Origin of the sequence: Archangium lipolyticum (assembly GCF_024623785.1) — a bacterium.
GTDB lineage: Bacteria > Myxococcota > Myxococcia > Myxococcales > Myxococcaceae > Archangium > Archangium lipolyticum.
On record NZ_JANKBZ010000021.1, the window covers coordinates 1 to 23,716 of the forward strand.

At 69.3% G+C, this 23,716-nt stretch carries 17 protein-coding genes; 12 read left to right on the plus strand and 5 right to left on the minus strand.

Going from position 1 to position 23,716, the window contains the following annotated elements:
• Positions 1-45 precede the first annotated feature (45 nt).
• The 3 genes from NR810_RS33865 to sctV all read left to right on the plus strand — a co-directional run bounded on the left by NR810_RS33865 (position 46) and on the right by sctV (position 3,575).
• Positions 46-621, plus strand: a complete 576-nt coding sequence (locus tag NR810_RS33865; protein ID WP_257458597.1) for a hypothetical protein — start codon at positions 46-48, stop codon at positions 619-621.
• A gap of 108 nt (positions 622-729) precedes the next feature.
• Positions 730-1,290, plus strand: coding sequence for a tetratricopeptide repeat protein (locus tag NR810_RS33870; RefSeq protein WP_306818751.1), 561 nt, complete (start codon positions 730-732; stop codon positions 1,288-1,290).
• A gap of 161 nt (positions 1,291-1,451) precedes the next feature.
• Positions 1,452-3,575 (plus strand): type III secretion system export apparatus subunit SctV, encoded by a 2,124-nt coding sequence (gene sctV / locus NR810_RS33875; RefSeq protein WP_257458598.1) that lies wholly within the window; start codon positions 1,452-1,454, stop codon positions 3,573-3,575.
• A 66-nt stretch (positions 3,576-3,641) separates the two neighbouring features.
• Here the strand turns inward: sctV and NR810_RS33880 are convergent, their stop codons facing one another.
• The 3 genes from NR810_RS33880 to NR810_RS33890 form a co-directional block, all read right to left on the minus strand.
• Positions 3,642-4,214, minus strand: coding sequence for a hypothetical protein (locus NR810_RS33880; protein ID WP_257458599.1), 573 nt, complete (start codon positions 4,212-4,214; stop codon positions 3,642-3,644).
• A gap of 182 nt (positions 4,215-4,396) precedes the next feature.
• Positions 4,397-5,500 (minus strand): FHA domain-containing protein, encoded by a 1,104-nt coding sequence (locus NR810_RS33885; RefSeq protein ID WP_257458600.1) that lies wholly within the window; start codon positions 5,498-5,500, stop codon positions 4,397-4,399.
• 40 nt (positions 5,501-5,540) lie between these two features.
• Entirely contained in the window at positions 5,541-6,602 is a 1,062-nt protein-coding gene (locus NR810_RS33890; protein ID WP_257458601.1) for a tetratricopeptide repeat protein, read from the minus strand.
• 113 nt (positions 6,603-6,715) lie between these two features.
• On the opposite strand from NR810_RS33890, the gene NR810_RS33895 reads away from it, so the two are divergent.
• Entirely contained in the window at positions 6,716-7,231 is a 516-nt protein-coding gene (locus NR810_RS33895) for an outer membrane beta-barrel protein (protein WP_257458602.1), read from the plus strand.
• Here NR810_RS33895 and NR810_RS33900 read toward each other — a convergent pair.
• A complete protein-coding gene (locus tag NR810_RS33900; RefSeq protein WP_257458603.1) occupies positions 7,228-8,025 on the minus strand; it encodes an RDD family protein in 798 nt (265 codons plus the stop codon). The two genes, NR810_RS33895 and NR810_RS33900, sit on opposite strands and share 4 nt — an antisense overlap.
• A gap of 32 nt (positions 8,026-8,057) precedes the next feature.
• Positions 8,058-8,768 carry an expansin EXLX1 family cellulose-binding protein gene (locus NR810_RS33905; RefSeq protein WP_257458604.1) on the minus strand — a complete coding sequence of 237 codons (711 nt, stop codon included), beginning with the start codon at positions 8,766-8,768 and terminating at the stop codon, positions 8,058-8,060.
• Between the two features lie 257 nt (positions 8,769-9,025).
• Between NR810_RS33905 and NR810_RS52645 the strand changes: the two genes are divergently transcribed.
• From NR810_RS52645 to mxcG, 8 genes are all read left to right on the plus strand, one after another.
• Positions 9,026-10,792, plus strand: a complete 1,767-nt coding sequence (locus NR810_RS52645) for an adenylate/guanylate cyclase domain-containing protein (protein ID WP_257458605.1) — start codon at positions 9,026-9,028, stop codon at positions 10,790-10,792.
• Positions 10,792-12,084, plus strand: a complete 1,293-nt coding sequence (locus NR810_RS33915; RefSeq protein ID WP_257458606.1) for a serine/threonine-protein kinase — start codon at positions 10,792-10,794, stop codon at positions 12,082-12,084. The genes NR810_RS52645 and NR810_RS33915 overlap by 1 nt, the downstream gene beginning before the upstream one ends.
• On the plus strand, positions 12,062-14,437 hold the full coding sequence (locus tag NR810_RS33920) for a FecR domain-containing protein (protein ID WP_257458607.1): 2,376 nt from the start codon (positions 12,062-12,064) through the stop codon (positions 14,435-14,437). Before NR810_RS33915 ends, NR810_RS33920 begins: the two co-directional genes overlap by 23 nt.
• 173 nt (positions 14,438-14,610) lie before the next feature.
• A complete protein-coding gene (locus NR810_RS33925; protein WP_257458608.1) occupies positions 14,611-15,384 on the plus strand; it encodes a 2,3-dihydro-2,3-dihydroxybenzoate dehydrogenase in 774 nt (257 codons plus the stop codon).
• A gap of 97 nt (positions 15,385-15,481) precedes the next feature.
• Positions 15,482-16,720, plus strand: coding sequence for an isochorismate synthase DhbC (dhbC, locus tag NR810_RS33930; protein WP_257458609.1), 1,239 nt, complete (start codon positions 15,482-15,484; stop codon positions 16,718-16,720).
• Positions 16,717-18,384: a (2,3-dihydroxybenzoyl)adenylate synthase gene (locus tag NR810_RS33935; protein ID WP_257458610.1), complete on the plus strand. Its 1,668-nt coding sequence runs from the start codon at positions 16,717-16,719 to the stop codon at positions 18,382-18,384. The genes dhbC and NR810_RS33935 overlap by 4 nt, the downstream gene beginning before the upstream one ends.
• A gap of 14 nt (positions 18,385-18,398) precedes the next feature.
• Positions 18,399-19,319, plus strand: coding sequence for an isochorismatase family protein (locus NR810_RS33940; RefSeq protein WP_257458611.1), 921 nt, complete (start codon positions 18,399-18,401; stop codon positions 19,317-19,319).
• Between the two features lie 61 nt (positions 19,320-19,380).
• Positions 19,381-23,682 (plus strand): myxochelin non-ribosomal peptide synthetase MxcG, encoded by a 4,302-nt coding sequence (mxcG, locus tag NR810_RS33945; protein WP_257458612.1) that lies wholly within the window; start codon positions 19,381-19,383, stop codon positions 23,680-23,682.
• Positions 23,683-23,716: the final 34 nt, after the last annotated feature.

The following is a 23,716-nucleotide window of genomic DNA, read 5'->3' on the forward strand; positions in this document are numbered from 1 at the left end:
TGTAGGCCGGGCGGCACTCACGCCGCCGGCACGAAGGAGAACGTCATGAGCCTGAGCATCGGTGGTTTCAAGCTTCCCAACATCAACCTCGGCGGCATCGGTAAGCTCCTCGGCGGCAACGCCCTCAACGGCATCAAGGACGCCCTCAAGAGCGTGCTGGGCGACTTCTTCAAGTCCGGCTTTGACGGCGCCAAGAAGAGCCTGCTGGACCAGGTTGCCAAGGCCCTCGGTCTGCCCTCCCCGTCCCAGGCCAACATCGGCGCTCCGGGCGCTCCCAACGGGAACACCGGCATCGTTCCGACGGGCGCCACGGGTGGCTCGACCGGCACGGCGGCCACGGGTGGCGCGACGGGCACGGGCGGTGCGGCCAGCACCGGCGTGGGCCAGGCGGTGGGTGGTGCGGCCGGCAACCTGCTGAAGAGCAACCCGCGCGAGTACATCCGCCAGAACATGGGCGATGAGGCCGCGGCGATGTACGATCAGGTCCCGGACGAGCAGAAGAAGGAGATGGCGATGCAGGCGGCCATCCAGCGCACCGCGCGCATCAGCCAGCTGATGTCCAACCTGCTCCAGACGCTGCACGACATGAGCAAGACCATCATCCAGAACACCCGCGGCTAGCGTTTCCCGGGGTGCGGCTCTTTCGCGGTTCTTCGGAACCGTGATACAACCGGCGGGTGCCTGCTTCCAGGTGGGCATCCGCCTTCCTTTTTCTAAGGACCAGAGACAATGGCAGACAACAAGGCCAACTTGGATCTTCTCCGCAGCGCGACCAAGAAGACCAGCCCGGACTTCATCAAGAACTTGCCGCAGAGCGAGAAGGAAAAGGTGCTCAACGGCGAGGCGAGTGTCGGTCAGATCGTGGGGCTCACCGGTCCCGAGATGCTCGAGATGGCCATGCAGGGCTTCCGGCTGTACGAGCAGGGCCGTTACAAGGATGCCAAGGTCGTTTTCGATGGTCTGTGCGAGCTGGATCCGGCGGAGGCCTATTACCGCACGGCGCTCGGTGCCATCTATCTGGCCGAGGAGGATCTGCAGACGGCCCTCCAACTCTTCACCCACGCGCTGGCGCTGAACGGCAAGGACTCCGCCGCGCTGGTGAACCGCGGTGAGGTGCACCTGCGCCTGGGCAACATCGTCGAGGCGGCTCAGGACTTCGCCAAGGCGGTGGAGCTGGATCCCGAGAACAAGGATCCCCTCACGATGCGTGCTCGGCTGCTTGCCGCCGCCGCGCTCGAGACCATCGAGGCCGCCCAGAAGGGCGCCAACACCGACACGAACAAGAAGTAGTCGCGCTTCCGTTCGTGGTCACGCGCCGCCCCGGTTGGTGCCTTCCAGGCATCCTCCGGGGCGTTCGCGTTCATGGCTCGTGACACCGCGCCGGGCCCGTGGCACCTCGGCCCGAGGCTCTTGGGTTTGGAGCGACACGCGGGCTAGGATGAGCCCCGCCGATGCCAACCCAGAGCAATAGCTTCCTCTCCAAATATTCCGACATCGTCCTGGCCTGCGTGGTGGTGGCGATCATCGGAATGATGATCGTCCCGCTGCCCACGCTGCTGCTGGACGTGCTGCTGACCTTGAACATCAGCATCTCGGTGGTGCTGCTGCTCATCTCGCTGTACGTCCCCCAGGCGCTGCGGCTGTCGGTGTTTCCGACGCTCCTGCTCATCACCACGATGTATCGGTTGGCGCTGACCATCTCCACCACGCGCCTCATCCTGCTCACGGGTGATCCGGGTGAGGTGGTCGAGGCCTTCGGTCACTTCGTGGTGCAGGGCAACTTCGTCGTCGGCCTCGTCATCTTCGTCATCCTCGTCATCGTCAACTTCATCGTCATCTCGAAGGGCTCCGAGCGTGTGGCCGAAGTGGCCGCGCGCTTCACCCTGGACGCCATGCCCGGCAAGCAGATGTCCATCGACGCGGACATGCGCGCCGGCTCCATCGACCAGGAGGAGGGCAAGCGCAAGCGCCGCGACCTGGAGCGCGAGAGCCAACTCTTCGGCGCCATGGACGGTGCGATGAAGTTCGTCAAGGGTGACGCCATCGCCAGCATCATCATCACCGTCATCAACATCGTCGGCGGCCTCATCATCGGCGTGATGCAGAAGGGCATGGACGTGGGCAGCGCGGCGGAGAAGTACGTGCTGCTCACCATCGGTGACGGTCTGGTCGGCATGATCCCCGCCATCCTCATCTCCACCTGCGCCGGTATCATCGTGACGCGCGTGGGCGGCGACGAGGAGGGCAACCACCTTGGCAAGGACATCGGCGCGCAGTTGACGGCCTACCCGAAGGCCATCGCCATCGCCGCGGCCATGCTCTTCGGGCTGGGTCTCATCCCCGGGCTGCCCAAGATTCCCTTCTTCATCCTCGGCGGCCTGGCGGGCTTCGGCGCCTGGAAGATGCTGGAGAAGGAGAAGAAGCTCGCGGCGGGCGAGGAAGCCATCGCCAACGGCGAGACGCCCGATGGCGAGACGCCGGCGGCCACCGAGCCCCAGCCCAAGGAGGCCATCAACCCGGACTCCGAGCTCTTCATCCCCGTCGTCACGCCCATCGTGCTCGAGGTCTCCGACTCCCTGGTGCCCTTCGTGGACTCGCGCCAGGACAACGGCAAGTTCCTCTTCGAGCTCATCCCCTTCATGCGCGACGGCCTCTTCGTGGAGCTGGGTGTCCGCTTCCCCGGCGTGCGCGCTCGCGGCAATCCGAACCTGCCTCCCGGCTCGTACCAGATCCAGATCAACGAGGTGCCCTTGGTGACGGGCCAGGTGCAGATCGGCAACGTGCTGGTCAACGACACGGTCGAGCGCCTGAAGTTGATGAACATCCAGGGGTACGAGTCCATCAACCCCGCCACGCGCCAGCCCGCGGCCTGGGTGCCCGAGCAGCACAAGGAGATGCTCGAGGCGGCCGGTCTCACCACCTGGGACGTGCCCGGCTACATCATCCTCCACCTGGCGGCCGTGCTGCGCCGCCAGGCGCGCGAGTTCGTCGGCGTCCAGGAGACGCAGTCGATGCTCGACCAGCTGGAGAAGGCCTTCCCCGCCATCGTCAAGGAGGTCGTCCCCAAGGTCGTCTCCGTGCTCAAGCTCACGGACATCCTCGGCCGTCTGGTGGAGGAGGAGATCTCCATCCGTGACCTGCGCGGCATCCTCCAGGCGCTGGCCGAGTTCGGCCAGGTCGAGGCCGACAACGTGATGCTCACGGAGCATGTGCGCTCCAGCCAGCGCCGCTACGTGTCCCACAAGTACGCGCGCGGCACCGGCACCCTGGTGGTCTACCTGTTGGATCCGCAGATCGAGGAGGCCATCCGGGGCTCCATCAAGCGCACCTCGTCGGGAACGCACCTGGCCCTGGAGCCGGACATCGCCCAGGAGATCGTCCAGGCGGTCAAGTCCGAGTGCGGCCACCTGCCGCCCAGCGCGCAGCGGCCCGTCATCCTCACCGCCATGGACATCCGGCGCTACGTGCGCAAGCTGCTGGAGTACGAGTTCAACCCGCCGTTCTCCGTCGTCAGCTTCCAGGAGCTGTCCCCGGACCTCAACATCCAGCCCGTGGCCCGCATCTCCATCCGGTAGAGGGGGCTTCACCCGGGTGGATGAGCAGACGGTATCCGCTGCTCATCCACCCCGGGAGCACCTGCCTCACTGCTGGTTGACGAACTTCCGGTTTTCGCTGCTGTTCTGAAGGTAGAGGAACGTCTCGTCGCCCTCGGCCTGGATGCCCACGTTGTAGACCTGTTGATCCAGCGGTCCGTCCTGGTCCATGTCGGAGGCGTGATTGCATCCGCCCTCGTACTTCTGCCGGTGGACGGCGGGGTGGAAGGTCAGCACCGAGCCGGTCTCCGCCGAGCCCGACAGCGCCACGCCTCCCTGCTGGTAGTTCCAGACCCGGCTGACGCACCCGCCATTCTTGACGGTGACGTAGCTGGCCCGGATGTAGCGGCCATCCGGATAGAAGCGGTAGCCGATACCCGCCCGCCGATCCGACTCGTCGACCGAGAACCACTCCTCGGCATCCACGTTGTAGATGTCGAGGACGGTCGTGCGCCGGCTGATCTGGGTGGGATCCCTCCACTCACCCGTGGTCAGCTCGACCGGTAGCGGGGTGCGCACGCTCGGATCGCCAAAGTCGTCGCCTCCCCCTCCAACACAGCACAGGCAGCCCATCAACTGGCTCGCCAGCAACAACACCTTCCATTTGTGTCCCTTGAGCATCGTCGTTCGCTCCTCGGCCTCCACAGACGGAGAACGTGAGGCTCAACTCTGCTCATGTGCCCCGGCCGGAATCAATCTGGCGATCGGACAAAGCCCACAACGCGGCGCTTTCGTACCGCGTTGTGCCTCTCCGCTCGGAGAGCGAGAGGGCGGGCCTCGGCTTCTTGGTTTCTTGGAGCAGCTCAGATGCCCACGAACAGGGCGATCAGCAGGCTCAGGGCCATCAGGCCGATGACGCCCAGCACCACCAGAGGAATGAGGCGCTTGGGATCCTTCACGGGAGAGGGCCTGTCGACCGGCTCCTCCTTGGCATTGACCGGAAGCTCGGGCGCGGCCTGGACCGGCGGCTCCTCCTCTGCGGGCTCTTCCCGGGCCGGAGGCTCCGGCTCCTCGGCGGGCTCCGGCTCCGCGGCGGCCTTGGCCGCGGCCTGCGCCTCCTGGGCCCTGGCCTCGTCCGCGGCCTTGTCGGAGCCGCGCTTGGGCGGCGTGCGCTCGCGCGCGGCCGGCAGTGACTGCGTCGAGCTGCCCTCGTCGTCCGACAACGCCGTCGCGCCCAGGTTCGCGGAGAGGGGCTCGGACTGCTCCTCGGGCGCCTCGGACGGGCACACGTAGACGAGCCGGACGCCACCTACCTCCACCTCGTCACCGTCCCGGAGCGTCTTGCGGTTCGTCCGCTTGCGGTTGACCTTGATGCCGTTGCGGCTGCCCAGGTCCTCCACGTGCGTGCCGGACCAGTCGCGCCGCACCTTCACGTGCCGGCGGGAGATGAGATCGTCCCGGAAGATGATGTCCGCCGAGTCGTCCCGGCCGATGACGAACTCCTGGGCGTCGTTGATCTCCAGGCGCTCGCCCTCGCGCGGGCCGTTCATCACCCGGAGGTAGCGCTCCTCGCCGCCGGACAGGCCCCGCATCACGTCCTTCACCATGTTGCGGGCGACGAAGGACGTCTTTTGCGACTCCACGTCGTGCGGCAGGTCCGCCACCTTGTCGAAGCGCACGTCGAACTGGGCGATGGCGATGACGTCACCGTTGCGCAGCAGCCGCTTCTCGCCCTTGGGCAGGGGCTTGCCGTTCACCTGGGTGCCATAGGCGCTGCCCAGGTCCTCCAGGAAGAAGAGGTTGCCCTCCTGGGTGATGCGCGCGTGGTTGCGCGAGACGGCCTGCTGCGCCAGCACCACCTGACAGCCCTTGTCGCGGCCCAGGGTGATGATGGCGTCGTCCAGGACGAACTCGGTGGTCTTTCCACCGGCTTCACTGCTCTGCTTGACCGTAAGCCTGACGCTCATCGCGATGGCGGGATTCGGGGACGGGGAAGGAGGGGAGGGACTAGTAGGACTGCGCGCTGATGAACTTCTCGCACGTCTCCATCTCCGCGGGGAAATCCTCCACCGAGCCGTACTTGATGAAGTTCTTGCAGGCCACCTCGGCCGCCTCGCGCTTGTGGCCGTCCGAGTAGAGCTGGAAGAGGCCGTAGTGGCAGGGGGCGAACTTGCCGTCCAGCTTCACGCAGTCCTTGTAGGCGCGCTCCTCCTCGGACAGCAGGCCCTTCTGCTTGTACTGCTGCGCCAGCTGGAAGAGGGCGGCGGGGTCGTTCTGCGCCTTCTGCGTGTCGCGGTACTCCTTGAGGGCCGAGTCCGTGAGGGCCGCCTTGCGCTGGGAGATGCTCAGGTTGTCGATGCACTGCGGGTGCTTGGGGTTGAGGGCCACGCAGCTGCTGAAGGCCATCTTGGCCTCCTCGAAGCGGCTGAGCTCATTGAGCACCGCGCCCAGGTCGTTCCACCAGTCCGGGTTCTGGTTGGGGGCGAGCTGCACCGCCTTCTGCATCTCCTCCACCGCCTCTTCCTTCCTGTCCTGGCGGTAGCGGACGATGCCCAGGTCGTGGTGGAACTCGGCGACGTTGGGGTTGATCACCAGCAGGGTGAGGAACTCCTTCTCCGCCTCGGGCAGCTTGTTGAGGTTGATGTAGGTGAGGCCCAGGTTCTTGCGGGCCTCGATGTAGTCCGGGTTCACCTTCAGGGCTCGCCTGAGGTTGTCGTGCGCCTTTCCGTACGCGCCCTCATTCAGGTAGATGACGCCCAGGTTCATGTAGGCGGCGGCGTGCTCCTGGTTGAAGCGGATGGCCTTGATGAAGTGCTCCTTGGCCTTGGCATTGTTACCGGAGTACATGGCGATGAGGCCTTTGTTCACCCAGATGTCCGCGAACTGTGGGGCGAACTCCAGGGCCAGGTCGCAATACACCTCCGCCTGTTTGAGGTCTCCAGCGTTGATTTGCTGGGTACACAGCTCGGTGTTGACCAGGGCCCGTTCGTTGGGAGGCGGCGTGGTGATACAGCCGGAAGCCGAGGCCAGGAGCAGGGGAAGGGCGAGAGCGGAGCGGAAGGAAGGCATGACGGGCGGGAGTGTAGGAGAGGCCCCCCCCCTGGATCAACGCCCCCCGTGAGGGAAGAATCCTCGCGGTTTCGCTGGTTTGGCCGCCGCTTTCCGGCGCTAGAGTCGGGGTCATGCGCTCGTACCTCTCTGCCCTCGGCATCGCGGTGGCCCTCTTCGTGGCCGCCCCCGCCCACGCCCAGTTCGCCAACCGCAGCCTCGGTCTGTCCGCGGGCTACATGAACTTCAACGGCACGGCCAGCCTCAACAGCACCGTCTTCCTCGGCTTCGACGCCAGCCTCTACATCGAGAGCGGCTTCGAGGTCGTCTCGCTGACGAAGCTGGCCTTCCCGGAGGATCCCATCAGCGGCAAGCGGGTGCTCGGTCTGGCCCCGTCGCTGGGCATCCGCTACCTCTTCATCGAGGAGTCCATCCGGCCCTACGTGGGAGCGGACCTGAGCTACCTGCACGTCTTCAAGGACCAGGGGGAGTCGAACTTCGTCGGCATCGGGCCCAACGCGGGCGTCGAGTTCTTCGTGTCGGACTCCATCAGCCTCGGGGCGCGGGCGCAGTTCAACGCCTACTTGTCGCTGTCGGAGCGGGTGCAGACGTCGCTCATCCTGTCCGCGGGCACCTCCGTCTACTTCTAGGCCGCCCCACGTACCTGGCCCCCGGCCCGAGCGCCGGGGGCGGGCAGCAGCGCCGCGGCCACCAGCAGCGTCCACTTCTCGTCCGAGAGGTGGGCCGGCTTCTCCATGGCCAGCAGCTCCTGCAGCCGGGTGCCCAGCGCGGAGAAGAGGCGCAGCCGGGCCTCCATCCGCAGCTCCTCGCGCCGCAGGGCCGCGGAGAGCACCAGCTCCCGGGCCTCGGCGCTCAGCCGCTTCACCCGCGAGACGAAGAGCGGATCCGCCAGCAGCCCCTCCTCGCCCGTGGCGCCGAGGGCGGAGGGCGCCTTGAGGCGGCGCTCGCGCACCACGATGGTGCCGGCGAGCATGTCCCCCAGCCGCTGCTGCGAGCCGGATAGCAGCGCCGTCAGCCCGCCCACCAGATAGAGGAGGGGGAGACGATCCACCGGCCGCGCCAGGTTGCGCAGCGCCGCGTGGTAGAAGCCGATGCGCACCCCGCTCTGCTGGATGACGCGCAGGCCCAGCGCCCGCTTGCCCACCGTCTGGCCGCTCCAGGCAGTCTCCAGGGCGATGCCGTAGCCCCAGTCCACCAGGAAGTAGACGACGATGCCCAGCGCGCTGCCGAAGCCTGGGAAGGCCACCATCACCAGGCTGAGGACGGTCATGAACACGCCCGTGCCGAAGACGACGATGAGCGCGTCCAGCAGCCACGCCAGGAAGCGCGAATAGATGCCCGCGAGCGTGAAGCGGAACTCCACGTACTCGGGCGTGAGCACGGCATGGGTGCCGTCGAGGAGGGTGTCGGGCGTGTCCGTCACGCCCCCCACTCTAGGCCGTACGCGTTCTCTTTTCAGCCCGCCTTGAACTGGGCGGCCCCGTCGATGACCGAGGTGTTGTTGGGATCCGCCGCGGGCAGGGTGTCCTCCAGCGTCTGCCCGTCCGAGGCCGTCACCCGGACCTTGATGGCGCCGGCACCCATTCCGTTGGGATCGACGAAGTAGTTGTAGCTCTCGCGCTTCACCGCCACCCAGGCGTTGTTCTTCCAGTACTCCAGCTTCGTCACGGGCAGCCGGTGGTTGAGCACCTGGATGCCGGTCCACCACTGCGAGCTGCCGTCCTTGAAGCGGTAGCGGATGGGGCCCTGCACGTCGCAGGTCACCATGCGCCACTTCACGTTCACGCGGCCCTGGATGGGTTCGGCGAGCTTCGCGAAGGCCGACGGGCTGAGATCCAGGTGGCCCTTGGTGGAGCAGTCGGGGCAGGAGTCCACGATGCGCACGCGCAGGCTGCCCTTCGGGCCGTCGATCTGCACGCACGCGCCGCACACCGCGCTGTCCTGGTACTGGCCGATGTTCATCGCCGCCACGTCCAGGTCCTGCGGGCTGGCCATGAAGCTGCAGTTACCCGTGCCGTCCGCCTCGTTGTAGAAGGTGATGAGGCCGTCCTGGTACTCGCCGAGGGCACGCAGGGCCTCGCCAGGATCGGTGGGTCCACAGGCCGCCAGCAGCGGCAGCAGGGCCGCCGCGAACCAGCGGGCGGAAGCGGGCTTGTTGAGGCGCATCTTCGCAACTCCTCCAGAAGGGAAGGGGGCGGCGAGTCTACCGTGCCGGCGGGTCCGGCCGCTCGCTCCCGCGGTGTTCCCCTGGAGAGAGACCGGGCGGGGCCGTTGGAGCCCGATGACTCGCTCCACCCCTACGGAGAGTGATAGACCGGGGCCCTTGACGACGTGCCCTCGAGACCCGCGGCACCCCCAGACACGCGATGGCTGAGACCCCTGTCCCCGGAGTGGAGACTCGCAGCACGGAGCGGAGTGGCCCGGTGACTCCCCGAGGCGTCTCGCTCTTCACGCGCCTGTTCCTCCTCATCCTCGTCTGCGCGCTGCCACCGCTGGTGGGGCTGGGGCTGAAGATGATGGACACCAACGCGGGTGCCATCCAGGAGGGCGTGCGCCACCTGCACCGCTCCATCGTCGGGGACGTGCAGCGCTCCGTGCGGGGCGAGCTGGTGCGTGTCGAGCAGGAGCTCGAGGGCCTCGGGATGATCCTCTTCGCGCCCGGGATGGGGGACGACGCCACGCGGTACTCGCTCGTCGGTGCCCGGGTGGCCGCCCTGTCCAACATCGACTTCGTCTCGCTGTACGCCCCGGGCGGGCAGAGCGTGAAGACCGTGAAGGCGGACGAGGTGCCGGACCCGAAGCTTCCCTCCCGGCTGGAGCCCGGGCTGCTCGCGGCCCTCGGCTCGTCCGGCGGGCACCTGGTGATTCAGGGCGTGCGCGTCGGCGCGCAGGGCGGGCCGGTGCTCGAGGTGTTCTTCCCCATCACGCGCGAGGGCACCGTGCGCGCCATTCTCGGCACCCAGGTGAAGCTCGGCGAGCTGTGCGCGCTGATGGGCGAGCTCGGCGAGAAGTTCCTCGGCTCGCGCGAGAACGTGTTCGTCGTGGACCGGGAGCGGCGGCTCGTGTTGCACGCGGACCCGTCCCGGGTGGCCACCCGAGAGGACTTCTCCCAGCACGGCCTCTTCGCGGCACTGAGCGGGGACTCGTCCTTCGGCACGGACATGGCCGCCATCTCGGACTTCCACCTGGGCGGCCAGGAGATGATCGGCTCGCTGGAGTCCCTCTCCGAGCGCGGCTGGGCGGTGGTGGTGCAGCAACCCCAGGCCGTGGCCTATGCCTCCCTGTCGGAGATGCGCCGGTCCATCCTCGCCGCGCTCGCGGTGGCCGCGCTGGTGGCGCTGGGAGTTGGCCTTCTCGGGGCCCGGCAGCTCACCCGGCCCCTGCGGGACCTGGTGGCGGCGACGCGGGCCCTCGCCGAGCGCGCCTTCCGCGGCGTGGGAGAGCACGTCACCCGGCGCGGGGACGAGCTGGGCACCCTGGGCCGCGCCTTCGACAGCATGGCCCTGACGCTGGAGTCCAAGGAGCGCGAGGTCATCATCCAGACGCAGGTGCGCGCGGCCCTCAGCCGCTACCTGTCTCCGGACGTGGTGGACCTGGTGGTGTCCAACCCCGACAAGCTGAGGCTCGGCGGCGAGCGCCGCGAAGTGACCATCTTCTTCGCGGACGTGGTGGGCTTCACCCGGCTGTCCGAGTCCCAGCCTCCGGAGATCATCGTCGCGCTGCTCAACGAGCTGTTCACCTTCGCCACGGAGATCATCCAGCGGCGCGGGGGCATCATCGACAAGTTCATCGGTGACTGCATCATGGCGGTCTGGGGCACGCCCCAGGCGCATGAGGACGACGCGCTGCGCGCGGTGCAGGCGGCCGAGGACCTGCGCCGCTGGCTCGACGTGGGCAACCGCCGCTGGCGCGAGCGGTGGGGCATCGAGATCCAACTCGCCATCGGCGTGCACACGGGCCCGGCGGTGGCGGGCAACGTCGGCAGCGAGAAGCGCATGGAGTACACCGTCATCGGTGACACGGTGAACGTGGCGGCGAGGCTCGAGTCCATGGCCCAGCCGGGGCAGATCCTCGTCAGCGAGTCCACGCGCGAGCGCATCGGCGGGGCGGCCGTCGACCTGGTGCCCGCCGGCGAGCGCAAGCTGCATGGCCGCACCGCCGCCACCCGCATCTACGAGGTGCCGGTCTGATGCTCCAGGTGGGGCAGCTCGTCGGCGGACGCTTCCGTGTCCTGCGCGTGCTCGGCCAGGGAGGCATGGGCGCCGTCTACGTGGCGGAGCAGCTCGGCCTGGGCCGCCACGTGGCCCTCAAGGTGATGCACCCGCATATCGCCAGCGCCCCCGGTTTCTCCGAGCGCTTCCAGCGGGAAGCCCAGGTCCTGGCCCGGCTGCGCCACCCGGGCTCTGTGGAGGTGTACGACTACGGGCTCGACTCCGGCTTCCTCTATCTCGCCATGGAGCTGGTGTCCGGCGAGACCGTGGAGTCCCTGCTTCGGCGGGAGGGCTCGCTGCCGGTGCTGCGCGCGGTGGACCTGACCGTGCAGGTGTTGGAGGTGTTGGAGGCCGCGCACGTGCTCGGCATCATCCACCGCGACCTCAAGCCCGCGAACCTCTTCCTCGAGCGCCACGACGGCCGCGAGCGCGTGAAGGTGCTCGACTTCGGGCTGGCCGCGCTCGGCGGGGAGCTGAATGTGCGGCTCACCCAGGAGGGCATGGCCGTGGGAACGCCGGGCTTCATGTCCCCGGAGCAGATGCGCGGGCTGCCGCTGGATGGCCGCAGCGACCTGTACTCGGTGGGGTGCGTGCTCTACGAGCTGCTCACCGGGGTACCTCCCTTCCCGGTGATGGTGTCGGCGGAGACGGCCGTCGCGCACCTCTACAAGCCGGTGCCATCCCTCCGTGGGACACGGCCAGGCATCTCCATCCCCGAGCGGCTGGAGGCCACGGTGATGAAGGCGCTGGAGAAGCTGCCCGAGCTGCGACCGGCGGACGCGGCGGCCATGCGCCAGGAACTGCTGGCCGTGCTCGAAGAGCCGTTGGGGCCGGCCGCGCCGAAGAAGCGGGGCGAGGGCAAGAAGACGGAGCGGGGAGTCGGGCCCGCACGGCACGAGGTGCCCGTGCCGAAACCGGTGGCTGGCGGGCTGCCCGTGGGGGTGGTGGCCTCGCGAGAGGGGAGCACGGAGAACACGCTGGTGATGTCGCTCTTGGCGTGCGGCTTCCAGGCGCGGGTCGTCTCCACGGAGGAGCCCCTGGGAGAGCTCGGCGCGCTGCTCTTCGTCGCGGACGGGCGGGAGTCGCTCGTGCGAGCGAGGTCCCTGGCCTCCCGCCCCGGTGCTCCACCCGTGTTGCTGTGCGGCCCCGCGGATGACTGGGAGCTGGTGACGGGCGCCCTCGAAGGCGGGCTCTTCGACTTCGTCCCCCTGCCGTTGGATTCCCTCGATCTGACCCGGAAGGTGTCACGTGCTCAGAAGTCCAAGCGTTAGCGCTCTCTCCGCCGCGCTCGCCCTGGTGCTGTGCCTGCCGGCCGTCTCATGGGCCCAGCAGACCCCGGACGACGACGTGTACGTGGTGCAGCCCGGAGACACGTGCGGCAGCGTGGCGCGCAAGGTGTTCGGTGACGTGACGGTCGGCTCGGCGAAGCTGCACGCGCTCAACAAGATGGGACCGCCGCCGCACGAGCTGAAGCCAGGCTCGGTGCTGCGCATCAAGGGCGACCCGGACGCACGCCTCACCTTCATCAAGCCCGAGGTCAACGCCAAACGGGCGGGGAAGGTGGAGTGGCGCGAGGCGAACACCGGCCAGGGACTGTGGCGGCTGGACTCCGTCAACACGCTGCGCGAGGCCGGTGCCGAGGTCACCTTCCGCGACCTGACGCGGCTGCAGATGAACGAGAACGCGCTCGTCGTCATCTACGGCAAGGCCACCCAGGCGGCGGACAAGGTGAAGAAGTCCGGCGCGGTGGAGCTGCTGCAAGGCGAGCTGAACGTCTCACTGGCGGAGCTGCGCGGCGAGCCCGTGGGCGTGCAGATGCCGGCGGCCATGGTGGCCGCGCGCTCGAAGGACCTCCACGTCGGCGTGGACGCGCAGCAGATGAGCCGCGTGTCCGTCTTCGACGGCCAGGCCGAGGTCTCGGCGAAGGGGCAGAGCGTCCAGGTCCCGAAGGACCATGGGACGCGGGTGGCGAAGGGCCAGCTTCCCGAGAAGCCGCGCCCCCTGCCCGAGGCCCCGTCGTGGGCGAGCGGCACGCGCTCGGTGCGGCTGCTGCTGGACGACAAGGGCGTGGACGAGGAGCTGGCGTGGGCCCCCGTGAAGGAGGCGGCGTCGTACCGGGTGGAGCTCGCGCGTGACGAGCGCTTCAACGACCGGGTGCACGGGGAGACGGTGCAGGCGGCGGGGGAGGGCTTGAAGTCCATGGCCCGAGCGCTGGGGCCCGGCAGGTACTTCGCGCGCGTACGCGCCATGGACGCGGTGGGCCTGTTGGGCAAGGCGTCCGCCGTGCGGCAGGTGGAGGTGCTGCGCGTGAAGACGGAGCGGGGCTCGGTCACGCCCCAGGGCATCCAGGGCGCGCTCCGGGTGGACTTCTCAGTCGAGGGCGCCGAGTCGCTGGACTTCCTCCTCGATGGCGCTCCCACGACGCACCCGGTGCGGGTGGAGGGCGTGGGCGCGCACACGCTGGAGCTGCTGCCTCGTGGTGTGCCCGACGCGCGCCCGGAGAAGCTGACGATCACGGTGTCTCCGCCCCGGGTGGAGGTGGACCTGGAGCCCGTGGCCGGTGCGTTCCGGGTGAAGGTGCTGGTGCTCGACGAGCGCGGCAGACCGCTGGATGGGCCCTTCCCGCAGTTGAAGCTGCTCGGGCAGCACGGCACGCAGGTGGAGGCGTCGCTGCAGCGCCTGCCGGATGGCGCGCTGATGACGCGGGCGGTGCCGGGCATGCGCGGCGGTGAGCGCGTGGCCGCCCTGGAGGCGCTCTGGGGTGACACGTCCGTCCAGCGGGTCAGTGCCCTGGCGCCGGTGGAGCAGCGGGCCCCGACTCCCGTGGTGGCCGTGGAGCCCGAGCCCGCCGTGGAGGCCGCCGAGGAGGAAGTGGCGCTCCAACCGATGCTGGGCGCTCCCTCGGGTGGAGGAGTGGAGGCCGCCCCGCTGCCCACGGCCTTCCTGCCGCAGGCCTGGCTCGGCGAGCTGCGCGTGCAACCCGGACTGGGCTCGGCGGGTGTGGACCTCGCGCGCGGCCGCACCACGCTCGCCGTGGAGGGCCGCGTGTCCGAGCGGGTCGCCCTGGGCACGGCGGTGGCGCTGCGTCCCGGTGCGTTGCTTCGCGGTGGCGGTGAGGCGGGCGAGCTGCCCGCGACGGCACTGTCCGTCTCGTTGTCGGGGCGGGTGCGGCTGACGGACTCTCCGGCCTTCCGCGTGCTGCTGTCCTTCGATGGCACCTTCGCGGGTTCCGGCTTCGGCGCGGACGTCCAGGGGCTGCGGTTGCGCCCGGCGCTGCTCGCGGGGCTGCGCAGGGGACGGTGGGCTTTCTCCACCAGCCAGGGCTATGCCCTCCGGCCGGGTCAGGCCCAGGCCAGCTGGGACAGTGCGTATCAGGCGTGGTTCCTTCCCACTCCCCGGCTGGGGCTCGTGGCCGAGCTCGATGGGCTGGTCGACGCCACGCCCCGTGTTGTTGGACCGGTGGCTTTCGCGGCTGGGGTGGGTGCGCGTCTGCGACTCGGCGGGTTCGAATTGGGCACCTCCGTGCGCCGGGGCTTCGGTCCGGACAGGGCTCGCGTCTGGGGCGACTGGAGCGGCTTGCTGACATTCGGTTGGACGGGGCTGCGCCCCACGCAAGTCCAGTAGCGACACCGACCTCCGGAGTCACCTTCTCACTTCACTACCTGTGCGCACGGCGCTTGACGGGCGGGGCGCGATATGGCACCTGTCTGCCTGAATATTGATAATGAGAACCATTCTCATTATCCGGAAGTCGCCCGGTCCAGCGGTCCGGGGCCGAGCGAAGGGAGCGAGAGCGGATGGGAGCGACCAGCAGAGTTGCCCTGGTGACAGGTGCGGCGCAGGGCATCGGTGCGGCGGTAGCGCGGATGCTGGCCGAGGGCGCATCGGTCGCGTTGCTCGACACCCGAGAGGAGGGCCTGGCCGCGGTGGCCGCGGAGCTGCGCGAGCGCGGGTTGCGCGCCGCCGCCTTTCCGGCCGACGTGAGCGACGGTGCCGCGGTCGAGCGGGTGGTGGAGCGGGTCGAGCGCGAGCTGGGGCCCATCGACATCCTGGTCAACGTGGCGGGTGTGCTGCGGATCGGCCCGGTCGTGTCGCTCAGCGATGAGGACTGGGCCACCACCTTCGCGGTCAACACCCATGGGGTGTTCAACGTCTCCCGCGCGGTCGCCAGGCGCATGGTGCCTCGCCGGTCGGGAGTGATCGTCACCGTCGGCTCGAACGCCGCCGGGGTGCCGCGGATGCAGATGGCCGCCTACGCCGCCTCCAAGGCCGCCTCCACCATGTTCACCAAATGTCTGGGATTGGAGCTGGCCCAGTACAACATCCGCTGCAACGTGGTGTCTCCCGGCTCGACCGACACGGCCATGCAGCGCTCGCTCTGGACCGACGAGAACGGCGCTCAGGCGATGATCTCCGGCTCGCCCGAGACCTTCCGCGTGGGCATCCCGCTGCGCCGCATCGCCACCCCCAACGATATCGCCGAGGCGGTGTCCTTCCTGGTCTCCGACCGGGCCCGCCACATCACCATGCACGACCTGTGTGTCGACGGTGGTGCGACCCTGGGCGTGTAGCCATTTCTGCTGTCTCGAAGTTGAGAATAGTTTGCAATTTCAATGTCAGTCGTGCGGGAAGAGTGGTCCTGAGTCCCGACACGGGAAGGTGACTGGAATGACCGAGAGTCCCACGGTGCCGCAGACGCTGGCCACGCAGTTGCTCGAGAGCTACGAGGCCGGCTCGTCCTTCTTCTTCGCTTCGCCCAGGCGCACGTTGTTGGCGCGAGGCACGTTCGCCACCGTGCCGCACGCCGGGGGCACGAACTCGTTGGAGCGCCTGCCCGAGCGCGTGGCGGCGGTGCTCAACGACGCACGGGAGGCCGCGCACGACATCCCGGTGGCGGTCGGCGCGGTGCCTTTCGATGGCTCGGTTCCGGCCCAGCTGGTGGTGCCGATGACCCTTCAGCGGGCGGGACCGCTGATGTTCGATCCGGCCGTTTCCATGCCCCGCGCCCCGGCGGCGCGCTACACGGTCCAGCCGGTGCCCGAGCCCGCGGCCTATCTCGATGGCGTGACGCGGGCGCTGGAGCTGATGCGGAGCGGCCCGCTGCGCAAGGTGGTGCTGTCCCGTTCGCTGCACCTCAGCACCGCCACGCCGATCGACATGCGGCAGCTGCTGCGCAACCTGGCCCAGCGCAACCCCACGGGCTACACCTTCGCGGTGGATCTGCCTCCGCAGGCGACCGCGCCCGGAGCGGGCCGGCGCACGCTGATCGGCGCCAGCCCCGAGCTGCTGGTCTCTCGCTCGGGGATGCAGGTGCTCGCCAACCCGCTGGCGGGCTCCGCGCCGCGCAGCGCCGACCCGATCGAGGATCAGGCCCGGGCGGCCGCGCTGCTGGCGTCGCCCAAGGATCTCCACGAGCACGCCGTGGTGATCGACGCGGTCGCGGAGGCCATGCGTCCATTCTGCAAGCGGCTGGAGGTGCCCTCCGGGCCATCGCTCGTCAACACCGCCACCATGTGGCACCTGTCGAGCCGGATCACCGGCGAGCTGGCGGATCCGTCGATCTCGTCGCTGATGCTGGCCCTCGCGCTGCATCCCACGCCGGCGGTGTGTGGCTACCCGACCGAGCTGGCCCACAAGGCGATCGACACGATCGAGCCATTTGATCGTGGCTTCTACACGGGCACGGTGGGCTGGTGCGACGCGAACGGAGACGGCCAGTGGGCCGTGACCATCCGCTGCGCCGAGGCCGATGAGCGCACGCTGCGGCTGTTCGCGGGGGCGGGGATCGTGGCGGGCTCGAAGCCCGAGTCCGAGCTGGCCGAGACCGAGGCGAAGTTCCGGACCATGCTCCAGGCCATGGGGCTGGGGCAGGGCGCCGAGGTGCACGGTGCCGAGGTGCAGCCATGACCTCGCCTGTCTCCCAGGGAGAGGGGGGTCCGCTGCCGGGCTGTCCCACGTGGCCCGAGGAGTTCGCCACGCGGTATCGGAACGCCGGCTACTGGCGGGGCGAGACCTTCGGCCAGATGCTGCGCGAGCGGGCCCGGAGTCACGGGGAGCGCACCGCGCTCGTGGCCGGGGCCCAGCGCTGGACCTACCGCGAGCTCGACGCGCGAGCCGACCAGCTGGCCGCCGGATTCCACGCCCTGGGCATCAAGCCGAGGGACCGGGTGGTGGTGCAACTGCCCAACATCGGCGCGTTCTTCGAGGTCATCTTCGCGCTGTTCCGGCTGGGCGCGCTGCCGGTGTTCGCGCTTCCCGCGCACCGTGGCGCGGAGATCAACTACTTCTGCTCGTTCACCGAGGCGGTCGCCTACATCATCCCGGACAAGCACTCCGGCTTCGACTACCGCACGCTGGCCGAGCAGGTCCGTGGAGCGGTGCCGACCCTGCGGCATGTGATCGTCGCCGGTGAGGCCGGCCCGTTCACCCCGTTGAGCGGGCTGTACGCCTCGCCGGCCGAGCTGCCGCCGGGGCCGAGCGCCAGCGACGTGGCGTTCTTCCAGTTGTCGGGCGGCAGCACGGGCGTTCCCAAGCTCATCCCGCGCACCCACGACGACTACATCTATAGCCTGCGTGGCAGCGTGGAGATCTGCCAGCTGGACGGGTCGAGCGTGTACCTGTGCGCGCTGCCCGCCGCGCACAACTTCCCGCTGAGTTCGCCGGGCGTGCTCGGCACCTTCTACGCGGGTGGCACGGCCGTGCTGGCGCTGCACCCCAGCCCCGACGAGGCCTTCCCGCTGATCGAACGCGAGCGGGTGACGATCACCGCGTTGGTGCCGCCGCTGGCGATGATCTGGCTGGAGTCGGCCAAGGCCAGGAGGCACGACCTGTCGAGCCTGCGCGTGCTGCAGGTCGGAGGGGCGAAGTTCAGCGCCGAGGCCGCCCGGCGGGTGCGTCCCACGCTCGGCTGCACGCTTCAGCAGGTCTTCGGCATGGCCGAGGGACTGGTCAACTACACCCGGCTGGATGACCCCGAGGAGCTCATCGTCACCACGCAGGGCAGGCCGATCTCTCCCGACGATGAGATCCGGGTGGTCGACGAGGATGGGAACGAGGTCGCTCCGGGCGAGACCGGTCAGCTGCTGACCCGCGGTCCCTACACCATCCGTGGCTACTACAAGGCCGAGGCGCACAACGCGCGGGCGTTCACGCCCGATGGCTTCTACCACACGGGTGACCTGGTCCGGGTGACGCCGGAGGGCTACCTGGTGGTGGAGGGGCGCGCGAAGGATCAGATCAACCGCGGCGGCGACAAGGTCGCGGCGGAAGAGGTCGAGAACCACCTGCTGGCCCATCCCTCCGTCCATGACGCGGCGGTGGTCGCCATTCCGGATGCGTTCCTCGGTGAGCGCACCTGCGCGTTCGTCATTCCGCGTGAAGCACCGCCGACCGCGGCCGCGCTCAATGCCTTCCTGCGCGAGCGCGGACTGGCGGCCTACAAGATTCCGGACCGGGTCGAGTTCGTCGACGCGTTCCCGAAGACCGGGGTCGGCAAGGTCAGCAAGAAGGCCCTGCGCGAGACGCTCACCCGTTCCCCTTCAAGAAACGCCGCTTCCACACCTTCGCGTTGAAAGGAATCACTCCCATGGCACTCCCCGCCATCGCCCCCTATCCCATGCCCGGCGCGGCCGACCTGCCCAAGAACAAGGTGTCGTGGACGCCGGATCCCAAGCGCGCGGTGCTGCTGATCCATGACATGCAGCGTTACTTCCTGGATGCCTTCACCCCCGGCCAGTCGCCGGTGACGGAACTGCTGGCGAACATCCAGCGGTTGAAGCAGCACTGCGCCTCGCTGGGCATTCCGGTGGTGTACTCGGCCCAGCCCGGTGGTCAGACGCCCGAGCAGCGCGGCCTGCAATTGGATCTCTGGGGGCCTGGCATCAACGGTGGCCCCCAGCAGAAACAGATCGTCGATGCACTCGCTCCGGGTGAGAACGACATCTTCCTCACCAAGTGGCGCTACAGCGCGTTCATCAAGACCGAGCTGCTGGAGCTCCTGCGTGAGCGCGGGCGAGACCAGCTGATCATCACCGGGATCTACGCCCACATCGGCTGCCTCCAGACGGCCAGCCATGCGTTCATGCACGACGTGCAGGCGTTCCTGGTCGCCGACGCGCTGGGCGATTTCTCCCTGGAAAACCACCAGATGGCGCTGAACTACGCGGCGCGGCTGTGCGCCGTCACCACCGTCACGCAGCGGGTCATCGACGAGCTGCGGCCCGCGGTGGCCCAGGGCGAGCAGCCCCTGAGCCTCCAGCAGGTGCGTGAGGATGTCGCGGAGTTGTTGCTGCAGGGGCCCTCGGAGATCGGTGATGACGAGAACCTGCTCGAGAGGGGGCTCGACTCGATCCGGATCATGAGCCTGGTCGAGCGTTGGCGGCGCACCGGCGCGGAGATCTCCTTCGTGGAGCTGGCCGAGCGTCCGACCCTGACCGATTGGTACGCACTGCTGTCCTCGAGTGCGCGGGGCGCGACGTCCCAGGGCCGTTCCCACCACCCCTCGTAGTCGACGCAGCGAGGGGGGCAACCCCTCTCGCCGTGTGTCTTCCCCTCAGGAGTACCGAGTGATGCGCGATCCACAGGACGCCCGCTGGCCGCTGTCGGCGGCCCAGCACGGAATCTGGCTGGGCCAGCAGTTCGACGTCGAGAGCCCGGTGTACAACGCGGGCGAGTGCCTCGAGATACGCGGACCCGTCGACGTAGGCCTCTTCGAGGCCGCGGTGCGGCAGGCCGTCGGAGAGGCAGAGGCGCTGAACGTGCGCTTCGTGTCGGACGGGCAGGGTCCCGTGCAGATCCCCGGGCCTCCGCCGGACTGGGCGTTTCAGGTGGTCGACGTCAGCGGCACTCCCGAGCCCTGGGAGGCCGCGCGGGCGTGGATGCGCGAGGATCTGACCCGGCCCGTCGATCTCGCTCGCGGGCCGCTCTTCGCTGAGGCGCTGTTCAAGGCCGCGCCCGATCGTTTCTTCTGGTACCAGCGCATCCATCACATCGCCATGGATGGCTTTGGCTTCTCGCTGCTGGCGCGGCGGGTGGCGGAGCTCTACACGGCACGTGTCACCGGCCGGCCCGCCACGGGCGGCTTTGGTTCACTGCGCGCCGTGCTGGACGAGGACGTGGCCTACCGGGCCGGGCCACAGTATGAGCTCGACCGCGCCTTCTGGGTGGAGCGCCTGGCCGATCGGCCCACCCCGGTGACCCTGGCGCCACCCGCTCCCATGTCGAGCAGCTTCGTGCGCCAGACGCGCTACCTGCCCTCCGGCGAGGTGGAGCGGTTGCAGGCGGCCGCGCGTCAGGCGGGAGTGAGCTGGCCCGACCTCGTGCTCGCGGCCACGGCGGCCTGGCTGCACCGGTTGACCGGCGCTCCGGAGGTGGTGCTCGGCCTGCCGGTGATGTCGCGGCTCGGCTCGGCCGCGCTGCGTGTGCCGTGCATGGCGATGAACATCGTGCCGCTGCGCGTGCCCGTACGCCCGGGCATCGGGTGGTTCGATCTGGCCCGTGAGGTCGCCTCGGAGTTGCGAGTCATGCGGCCTCATCTGCGCTACCGCTACGAGCAGCTCCGTCGCGACCTGCGGCTGGTCGGTGGTCAGCGCCGGCTGTTCGGCCCGGTGGTCAACATCATGCCGTTCGACTACGCCCTGCGCTTCGCGGGGATGCCGGCCATCGCGCACAACATCTCCGCCGGGCCGGTCGAGGATCTCTCGATCGGTCTGTATGTCAGGTCCGATGGCGGCGGAGTGCGGGTCGACTTCGACGCAAACCCTGCCTGCTATCGCGCCGAGCAGCTGGACGCCCACCAGCGCGATTTCCTCCAGCTCCTGGAATCGCTGGCCGGTGCGCCCGACCAGGTGGTGAGCCGTTCGGGGGCAGGGGAGGGCCACTCGTCCGTACTCGACGGAGGGCCGCTTCCCTCGCCAGCGCGCCCGGTGCTGGAGCTGATCTCCGAGCGGGCCCGCGAGCAACCGGACGCGATCGCGGTGGAGCACGGCCAGCAGCGGCTGAGCTACCGCGAGCTGCTCCAGTCCGCTCGCGTGATGGCGGACCAGCTCGTCGACGCGGGCGTGCGGCCCGACACCCCCGTGGCGGTGATGCTGCCAAGGGGAATCGATGCGATCGTGGCGAGCCTGGGGGTGCTGTTCTCCGGGGCGGGTTACCTGCCGCTCGATCCTCTCGGGCCCTCGTCCAGGACCGCGGCGATCCTCGAGGATGCCGCTCCCTCGTTGATCATCAGCGCCGATCCGGCGGCCCCGGGCCGGCCGGTCGTGCGAAGGAATGAGCGGAGCGCGTCGGGCTTGCCCCATACGCCTACCCCCGCGCAGACGACGGAAGAGCAGCTGGCGTATGTCATCTACACCTCCGGCTCGACCGGCCAGCCCAATGGTGTGCAGATCACCCGGGGCGCGCTGGCCCACTTCGTGGTGGGGGCGACGCAGCGCTACGGGATGAGCCGTGAGGACCGGGTGTTGCAGTTCGCGCCGCTGCACTTCGATGCCAGTGTCGAGGAGATCTTCCTGACCCTGTGCGCTGGCGCGAAGCTGGTGCTGCGCACCGATGAGATGCTCCAGTCGGTGCCGCGGCTGCTCGAGGCCTGTGCTGAGTACGGCATCACCGTGTTGGATCTGCCCACGGCGTTCTGGCACGAGCTGGCCTATGCGGTCTCGACTGGGGCGGCCCGTCTGCCCTCCTGCATCCGCACGGTGATCATCGGCGGCGAGGCCGCGTTGCCCGAGCGGGTCGCGCGTTGGCGCGCCGCCGTCGGACCCGAGGTGACGCTGCTCAATACCTACGGCCCCACCGAGGCCACCGTGGTGGCCACCGTCGCCACGCTCAGCGGTGGCTCCGAGACCGTGCCCGCCGGTGAGGAGGTCCCGATCGGCCGTCCGCTCCCGGGTGTCCGCGCGGCTCTCGTCGATAAACACGGGCAGCTCGCCGCTCCGGGCACCGAGGGCGAGCTGTTCCTGGTGGGCGGCGGTCTGGCGCGTGGCTATCTGGGACGCCCGGAGCTGGACGCTGCGCGCTTCACACTGCTCGACGCGCTGCCCGGCCGGCCGCGCGCCTACCGCACCGGTGACAGGGTCCGCGTGCGCGAGGATGGGCAGCTGGTGTTCGTCGGCCGCGTCGATGACGAGTTCAAGATCAGCGGCCACCGGATCGACCCGGCCGAGGTCGAGACCGTGCTGCTGGGCCACCCCGGCGTGCGTGAAGCCGCCGTGGTCGGACAGAGTCTGCCAGGAGGCACGAAGCGGCTGTGCGCGCACATCGTGGCGGCTGCGCCCGCTCCCTCGGCGACGGAGCTGCGCCGGTATCTGCTGGCGGAGCTGCCCGCGCCCATGGTGCCCGGTGCCTTCGTGTTCTCCGAGCGCCTGCCCCGGACCAGCACGAACAAGATCGATCGGTCCGCGCTGCGCCGCATGCTGCCCACCGAGGAATCCGCCTCGGCGGCCAACGCGGCCACGGAGCTCGAGCGCGTGGTGCTGCGCGTCTGGGAGGAGGTCCTGGGCATGAGCGGCATGTCCGCGCAGGACGACTTCTTCGACCTTGGCGGGCAGTCGCTCCAGAGCATCCAGGTGGCCAACCGGCTCAGCGTGGCCCTGGGCCGCGAGGTTCCCGTCGCCACCGTGTTCCGTCATCCGACCGCCGCCGGGTTGGCGCAGGTGTTGGAGCGGGGCACGGATGCCGGGCCGGAAAGCGGGGGTCTCACCGCCGCCATGCTCGCGGATGCCGAGTTGTCCGAGGAGCTCGTTCCCCGGGAGCTTCGGTCTTCGAGCCAGGCGCAGCAGGCTCCGCTCCGGCAGGTCCTGCTGACCGGTGCCACCGGCTTCGTCGGCGCGCACCTGCTCGACCAGTTGCTGCGCCAGACGGATGCGCGGGTGGTCTGCCCGGTGCGTGCCAACGATGAGGCACATGCGATGGAGCGGATTCGCGAGGCCCTGGTGTCCCAGTGGCTCCCGACCACCGGCCTCGCCGAGCGGGTGCTGGCACTGCCGGCGGATCTGTCGCAGCCGATGCTGGGGCTGGGCTCCACGCGGTTCCACGGGCTGGCGGCCGAGTGCGACGCCGTCTACCACAACGCCGCGGTGGTCAGCGTCGTGCGCGAGTACGGCAGCCTTCAGGCGGTCAACGTGCGGGGGACTCGCGAGCTGCTGCGGCTGGCCGCCGCCGTGCGCCCCAAGCCCTTCCACTACGTCTCCACGCTGGCGGTGGCCCCGCAGGCGAACCTCAGCCCCGAGGTCCCCGAGGAGTTCGTGCCCGCGCACCCCGGTCTGCGCGACGGCTATCAGCAGAGCAAATGGGTGGCGGAGCGGCTGGTCCAACAGGCGGCCGAGCGCGGATTGCCGGTGGCGGTCTACCGGCTCGGGCGGGTCGTTGGCGCGCCCGACAGCGGCATCGTCAATCCGCAGGATCTGGTCTGGCGCATCCTGCTGGCGGGCATCCCCGCGGGGGCGCTCCCCACGCTCGACGTGAGCGAGTCCTGGACGCCGGTGGACTACGTGGCCCGGGCGCTCGTGCGGCTCTCGCTGGTGCCACGGCCGGGGACGGTCTTCAACCTCACGCCCGTCCCGGAGGTCCGGCTGATCGAGCTGTTCGGCTGGGCCCGTGACTACGGCTACAAGGTCGAGCTGTTCCCGGTTCCCGAGTGGCGCGCGCGCGTGGCCGAGCGCGCGGGCAACGCGGACAACAGCACCACGCTGGCGTTCTTCGACCTGCGCTCGGGCTCGGCGGAGCCCGTCTTCGGCCTGGGGCCCATCCGCAGCGAGCGGGTGACACAGGCCCTGGAGGGCAGCGGCATCTCCTGCCCGGTGGCCGACCGCCAACTGTTCTACCGCTACCTGGACTACTGCGTGGAGCACGGGCTCCTCCCCAGGCCTTGACGACTTCTCCAGTCCCCCTTCTCGAAACGGTACT

What these genes read in the sequence shown, in the direction of transcription:
- NR810_RS33865 (WP_257458597.1), top strand. Translation starts at nt 46, where the DNA reads ATGAGCCTGAGCATCGGTGGTTTCAAGCTTCCCAACATCAACCTCGGC.
- NR810_RS33870 (WP_306818751.1), top strand. Translation starts at nt 730, where the DNA reads ATGGCAGACAACAAGGCCAACTTGGATCTTCTCCGCAGCGCGACCAAG.
- sctV (WP_257458598.1), top strand. Translation starts at nt 1,452, where the DNA reads ATGCCAACCCAGAGCAATAGCTTCCTCTCCAAATATTCCGACATCGTC.
- NR810_RS33880 (WP_257458599.1), bottom strand. Translation starts at nt 4,214, where the DNA reads ATGCTCAAGGGACACAAATGGAAGGTGTTGTTGCTGGCGAGCCAGTTG.
- NR810_RS33885 (WP_257458600.1), bottom strand. Translation starts at nt 5,500, where the DNA reads ATGAGCGTCAGGCTTACGGTCAAGCAGAGCAGTGAAGCCGGTGGAAAG.
- NR810_RS33890 (WP_257458601.1), bottom strand. Translation starts at nt 6,602, where the DNA reads ATGCCTTCCTTCCGCTCCGCTCTCGCCCTTCCCCTGCTCCTGGCCTCG.
- NR810_RS33895 (WP_257458602.1), top strand. Translation starts at nt 6,716, where the DNA reads ATGCGCTCGTACCTCTCTGCCCTCGGCATCGCGGTGGCCCTCTTCGTG.
- NR810_RS33905 (WP_257458604.1), bottom strand. Translation starts at nt 8,768, where the DNA reads ATGCGCCTCAACAAGCCCGCTTCCGCCCGCTGGTTCGCGGCGGCCCTG.
- NR810_RS33915 (WP_257458606.1), top strand. Translation starts at nt 10,792, where the DNA reads ATGCTCCAGGTGGGGCAGCTCGTCGGCGGACGCTTCCGTGTCCTGCGC.
- NR810_RS33925 (WP_257458608.1), top strand. Translation starts at nt 14,611, where the DNA reads ATGGGAGCGACCAGCAGAGTTGCCCTGGTGACAGGTGCGGCGCAGGGC.
- dhbC (WP_257458609.1), top strand. Translation starts at nt 15,482, where the DNA reads ATGACCGAGAGTCCCACGGTGCCGCAGACGCTGGCCACGCAGTTGCTC.
- NR810_RS33935 (WP_257458610.1), top strand. Translation starts at nt 16,717, where the DNA reads ATGACCTCGCCTGTCTCCCAGGGAGAGGGGGGTCCGCTGCCGGGCTGT.
- NR810_RS33940 (WP_257458611.1), top strand. Translation starts at nt 18,399, where the DNA reads ATGGCACTCCCCGCCATCGCCCCCTATCCCATGCCCGGCGCGGCCGAC.
- mxcG (WP_257458612.1), top strand. Translation starts at nt 19,381, where the DNA reads ATGCGCGATCCACAGGACGCCCGCTGGCCGCTGTCGGCGGCCCAGCAC.